The sequence below is a fragment of the Curtobacterium sp. AB451 genome (genome assembly GCF_050585845.1).
GTDB lineage: Bacteria > Actinomycetota > Actinomycetes > Actinomycetales > Microbacteriaceae > Curtobacterium.
Genome location: NZ_JBOBQG010000014.1, coordinates 1 through 4944, shown reverse-complemented (window position 1 = coordinate 4944; position 4944 = coordinate 1). Strand labels below are relative to the sequence as shown.

Here is a 4944-nt window from a genome sequence, read left to right as displayed (position 1 = left end):
GCGACGCCGGCGACCAGCTCGCGGAACGAGACGTCCTCGTCGGCACGCGTGCGGAGGATCGAGACGACGATCGCCGCCTGCTCGCGGATGCTCACGAGCGGGGCGTGCAGGTGGTCGAGTCCGACCGTCGGGAGCTCCCGCGGCGCGAACGCCAGGGTCGCCAGCGCGGCGAAGTCCTGCACCGACAGGGTCCAGACGAGCTCGGGCGTCCGGGCCCGGAACCGTTCCTCGAGGCGGACGCTCCGGGCGTGGCGTCGGGACTCGGTCAGCCAGCGGGAGCCGAACCAGTCGGCGGCCTGCTTGAACGCCCGGTACTGCAGCAGTCGTGCGAAGAGCAGGTCGCGGGCCTCGAGCAGGGCGACGTCCTCGGCGTCGACGAGCTCGCCCTGCGGCAGGAGTCCCGCGATCTTCAGGTCGAGCAGGGTCGCGGCGACGACGAGGAACTCGCTCGCCTCGTCGAGTTCGTCCTGGGACTCGGCCTGTCGCACGTACGCGATGAACTCCCCCGTCACCGCGCCGAGCGACACCTCGGTGATGTCGAGTTCGTGCTTCGTGATGAGCGAGAGGAGCAGGTCGAACGGGCCGTCGAACCCGGCGAGTCGGACCCGGAAGCCGGGCGCGGTCTGCGTGCCGGCCGGAGCGGACTGCGTGTCGGCGACGCGGTCCGGCCGCGCCGACGCCTCGGCAGGGTCGGCGACGCGGTCCGGCCGCGCCGACGACTCGACAGGGTCGGCGACGCGGTCCGGCCGCGCCGACGCCTCGGCAGGGTCGGCGTCAGGCGACGGCGCCACGCTCGACGAGCTCCCTGGCGAGCTGGCGGTACGCGTGCGCGGCCTGGTGCTCCGGCGCGGTCTGCGTGATCGGCCGTGCCGAGACGGTGGCGTCGGGGAACTTCACGGTGCGACCGATGACGGTGTCGAGCACGCGGTCGTCGAAGGTGTCGACGACGCGCTCCATGACCTCGCGCGAGTGCAGCGTGCGCGAGTCGTACATCGTGGCGAGGATCCCGTCGAGCTGCAGCGCCGGGTTCAGGCGGTCGCGCACCTTGTCGATCGTCTCGATGAGCAGCGCCACACCACGCAGCGCGAAGAACTCGCACTCGAGCGGGATGAGGACCCCGTGCGCCGCGGTGAGGGCGTTCACGGTCAGCAGACCGAGCGACGGCTGGCAGTCGACGAGGATCACGTCGTAGTCGTTCTGGACCTTGCGCAGCACGCTCGCGAGGATCTGCTCGCGGGCGACCTCGTTCACCAGGTGGACCTCGGCCGCGGACAGGTCGATGTTCGCCGGGATGACGTCGAGGTACGGGGTGTTCGTCGGCTGGATGACCTGGTTCGGGTCCTTGATCGAGCCCATCAGCAGGTCGTAGACGGTGGGGATGTCGTGGGTCCGCACGCCGAGACCCGCCGACAGCGCGCCCTGCGGGTCGAAGTCCACCGCGAGGACCTTGCGGCCGTACTCGGCCAGCGCCGCACCGAGGTTGATCGACGTCGTGGTCTTGCCGACGCCGCCCTTCTGGTTGCACAGCGCGATGATGCGAGCGGGACCGTGGCCGTCGAGCTCCTCGGGCACCGCGAACTGCCGGACGGGCCGTCCGGTCGGACCGTAGGTGGTCTCGCCGGTTCCGGGGCTGGTCGTCGGGTTCGTGCTCACCCCGTCATCGTACCGGCGACCGGCCGCCGGGCCTGGCCGCACCGCCGCAGGACGGGGCCAGGAGGCGCGACTCACGCTGGGCGCAGCGCCACCCGCATGCTGTCCACGCGGTCCGCGATGACGGCGTCCGCCGTCCAGCGCTGCTGCAGGCGTCCGACGAGCTCCTGCACCTGGGACTGGTCGAGACCCGGGCGCAGCGCCAGGCCCACCGTCAGCTCCGCACCGGCGAAGCGTCCGAGCGGGTCCCCCGAGGCGAGCTCGACCCGCGCCACGGCACGCTCCCCCACGACGGAGTCGGCGAAGGCCTGGGCGACCTCCGGGTCCTCGAAGCAGGGCGTCCACGGCAGGTCCTGCCCGATCGCCCACACGGCGGGACGGCGGAGCACGAACTCGGTCGGTGCCGTCGGGTCGAGGACCACGAGCTGGGTCTCCTCGCTCGCGGCCGCCATCGCGACCCGACGCGAATCGGCGGGGACCGGCCGGGCGTCGGCGTCCCAGGTCCGCATCGCCTCGACCGAGGTGAACGCGGGCATCACGCTCCGGCCGTCCGGGCCGGCCACCGTGACGATCGAGAGCTCCTGCGTCTTGTCGACCAGCTTGCCGGTGTCGGTGTGGCCGACGTCGCCGGCCTCGGCGATGAGCGGGATGAGCAGCCGCGCGGTGCGGAGCGCGTCGACGACCGCCCGCTGGGAGCCGCCGTCGGGCAGCGCCCTGATCGCGTCGACGACCGCCGGGTCGGCGAGTCCGTCGTCGTCGTCGAAGGTCGTGTCGTGCTGGTCGAACGTGCGCCCGGCCCACGCGGTGCCGGCCGAGTCGGCGGCGCCGCCTGGGGTGTGGGCGTCGTCCGGGTGCCCGGTGCCGTCCGGGACCTCGGGACCGGTCCCGCGACCGTTCGAGATGCCCGACACGCCGCTACTCCGACGCGACGTCGAGGGCGGCGGGGAGCGTGAACGCCCCCGAGTAGAGCGCCTTGCCGATGATCGCGCCCTCGAGACCGTGCGGCACGAGCGCGCGCAGGGCACGCAGGTCGTCGAGCGTCGAGATCCCGCCGGACGCCACCACGGGCTGGTCGGTGCGGTCGCAGACGGCCCGGAGCAGGTCGACGTTCGGCCCCTGCAGCGTGCCGTCCTTGGTGACGTCGGTGACGACGTAGCGGGCGCAGCCGGCGTCCTCGAGGCGGTCCAGGACCTCCCACAGGTCGCCGGCGTCCTCGGTCCACCCGCGGCTGGCGAGGGTCGTCCCGCGCACGTCGAGTCCGACGGCGATCTGCTCGCCGTACTGCCGGATGACGCGCGCCGCCCACTCCGGGTCCTCGAGCGCCGCGGTGCCGAGGTTCACGCGTGCCGCGCCGGTCGCGAGGGCGGCCTCGAGTGAGGCGTCGTCGCGGATGCCGCCGGACAGCTCGACCGCCACGCCCTCGACCTCGCGGACGGCGTGCGCGATCACCCTGCGGTTGTCGCCGCGGCCGAACGCCGCGTCGAGGTCGACGAGGTGGATCCACTCCGCGCCCTGGTCGCGCCATGTCCGGGCCGCCGTCACCGGGTCGCCGTAGGAGGTCTCGCTGCCGGCCTCGCCCTGCGTGAGACGCACCGCCTGGCCGTCGACGACGTCCACGGCGGGCAGCAGGACGAGGGGCGTGGTGGAGGAGAGCTCGGTCATGGTCCTGTCTTCGTTGCGGGAGCGGGCGCGGTGCGCTGGTCGGGAGGAACGGTGCGGGTCCGTCACGGACCGCGCCGCCGGACCCGTGGCCGGGTTCAGAGCGACTGCACCCAGTTGCGGAGCAGTCGGATGCCCGGCTCGCCGGACTTCTCGGGGTGGAACTGGGTGGCGGTGAGCGGGCCGTTCTCGACGGCGGCGACGAACCGCTGCCCGTGCTCGGCCCAGGTCAGCCGGGGCGCGCGGAACGGGCCGTACGCCTCGAGCGGGAAGTCGGTCACGCCGTAGGAGTGCACGAAGTAGAAGCGCTCGTCGTGCAGGCCGTCGAACAGCACCGAGTCGGCGGGCGCGTCCACGGTGTTCCAGCCCATGTGGGGCAGGACGTCCGCCTGGATCTGCTCGACCGTGCCCGGCCACTGGCCGAGTCCCTCGACGTCGGCACCGCGCTCGATGCCGCGGGAGAACAGCACCTGCATGCCGACGCAGATGCCGAGGACCGGACGTCCGCCGGCCAGGCGGTGGTCGACGATCTCGCCGCCCCGCACGCTCTCGAGCTGCTCCACGACGGCACCGAACGCCCCGACGCCCGGGACGAGCAGGCCGTCGGCGCGGAGCGCGGTCTGCTTGTCGGCGGTCAGGGTGACGTCGGCGCCAGCGCGCTCGAGCGCCTTGGCGGCCGAGTGGACGTTGCCGGACCCGTAGTCGAGGACGACGACGTTCGGCTTCGCGCCCGCCGTCACAGCGAGCCCTTGGTGGACGGGATGCCGTCCACGCGGGGGTCGAGCTCCACCGCGGTGCGCATCGCCCGCGCGAACGCCTTGAACTCGGCTTCGGCGATGTGGTGCGGATCGCGGCCCGCGAGCACGCGGACGTGCACCGTGATGCCGGCGTTGAACGTGATGGCCTCGAACACGTGGCGGACCATCGAGCCGGTGAAGTGCCCGCCGATGCGGTGGAACTCGAAGCCGGCGGGCTCGCCGGAGTGCACGAGGAACGGACGACCGGACACGTCGACGACCGCCTGCGCGAGGGCTTCGTCGAGCGGCACCAGCGCGTCGCCGTAGCGACCGATGCCGGCGCGGTCGCCGAGGGCCTGCTTGAGCGCCTGGCCGAGCACGATGCCGGTGTCCTCGACGGTGTGGTGCACGTCGATGTGGGTGTCGCCCGTCGACCGCACGCGGAGGTCGATGAGCGAGTGCTTGCTGAACGCGGTCAGCATGTGGTCGAAGAACGGCACGCTCGTCGAGATGTCGGACGTGCCGGTGCCGTCGAGGTCGAGTTCGAGCTCGATGCTCGACTCGCTCGTGCTCCGGCTGATCGTGGCGGTGCGCGCGGTCATGCTGCAACCCTAACCGGCGGCTGATCGGCGGCGACGCGGCGCATGGCGTCGAGGAACACCGTGGTCTCCTCCTCGGTGCCGGCGCTCACGCGCAGGTGGTTCGGGATGCCGAGGTCACGGACGATGACGTCCTGCTCGAGGAGCGCCTCGAACGCGGCGTGCGGGTCTGCAACGCCCCCGAACAGGACGAAGTTCGACCAGGTCTCGTAGGTGCGGTACCCCATCGCGCCGAGCTCGGCCACCATGCGGTCGCGCTGCCGGGTGATGTCGTCCACCATCGCCAGCATCGCGGGCGC

7 protein-coding genes are annotated in these 4944 nt (G+C 72.7%); all 7 read right to left on the bottom strand.

Features of this window, described 5'->3' with window-relative positions:
* On the bottom strand, positions 1-791 hold a 791-nt coding region (locus ACQXVK_RS17370; protein ID WP_430854424.1), incomplete at its 3' end, for a segregation and condensation protein A.
* Positions 775-1653, bottom strand: a complete 879-nt coding sequence (locus ACQXVK_RS17365; protein WP_430854423.1) for a ParA family protein — start codon at positions 1651-1653, stop codon at positions 775-777. The genes ACQXVK_RS17370 and ACQXVK_RS17365, both read right to left, overlap by 17 nt.
* Positions 1654-1724: 71 nt before the next feature.
* Positions 1725-2561 (bottom strand): SseB family protein, encoded by an 837-nt coding sequence (locus ACQXVK_RS17360; RefSeq protein WP_430854422.1) that lies wholly within the window; start codon positions 2559-2561, stop codon positions 1725-1727.
* A 4-nt stretch (positions 2562-2565) separates the two neighbouring features.
* Positions 2566-3312, bottom strand: a complete 747-nt coding sequence (gene priA, locus ACQXVK_RS17355) for a bifunctional 1-(5-phosphoribosyl)-5-((5-phosphoribosylamino)methylideneamino)imidazole-4-carboxamide isomerase/phosphoribosylanthranilate isomerase PriA (RefSeq protein WP_402263895.1) — start codon at positions 3310-3312, stop codon at positions 2566-2568.
* 95 nt (positions 3313-3407) lie between these two features.
* Positions 3408-4049: an imidazole glycerol phosphate synthase subunit HisH gene (gene hisH / locus ACQXVK_RS17350; protein WP_430854421.1), complete on the bottom strand. Its 642-nt coding sequence runs from the start codon at positions 4047-4049 to the stop codon at positions 3408-3410.
* Entirely contained in the window at positions 4046-4648 is a 603-nt protein-coding gene (gene hisB / locus ACQXVK_RS17345) for an imidazoleglycerol-phosphate dehydratase HisB (RefSeq protein ID WP_071295436.1), read from the bottom strand. The genes hisH and hisB overlap by 4 nt, the downstream gene beginning before the upstream one ends.
* Positions 4645-4944, bottom strand: a 300-nt coding sequence (locus tag ACQXVK_RS17340) for an aminotransferase class I/II-fold pyridoxal phosphate-dependent enzyme (protein ID WP_430854420.1), incomplete at its 5' end; no start/stop codon positions are given. The genes hisB and ACQXVK_RS17340, both read right to left, overlap by 4 nt.

Bases quoted from the DNA above. Each gene is read 5' to 3' on its own strand.
- hisB (WP_071295436.1), bottom strand. From the start codon at position 4,648: ATGACCGCGCGCACCGCCACGATCAGCCGGAGCACGAGCGAGTCGAGC.
- priA (WP_402263895.1), bottom strand. From the start codon at position 3,312: ATGACCGAGCTCTCCTCCACCACGCCCCTCGTCCTGCTGCCCGCCGTG.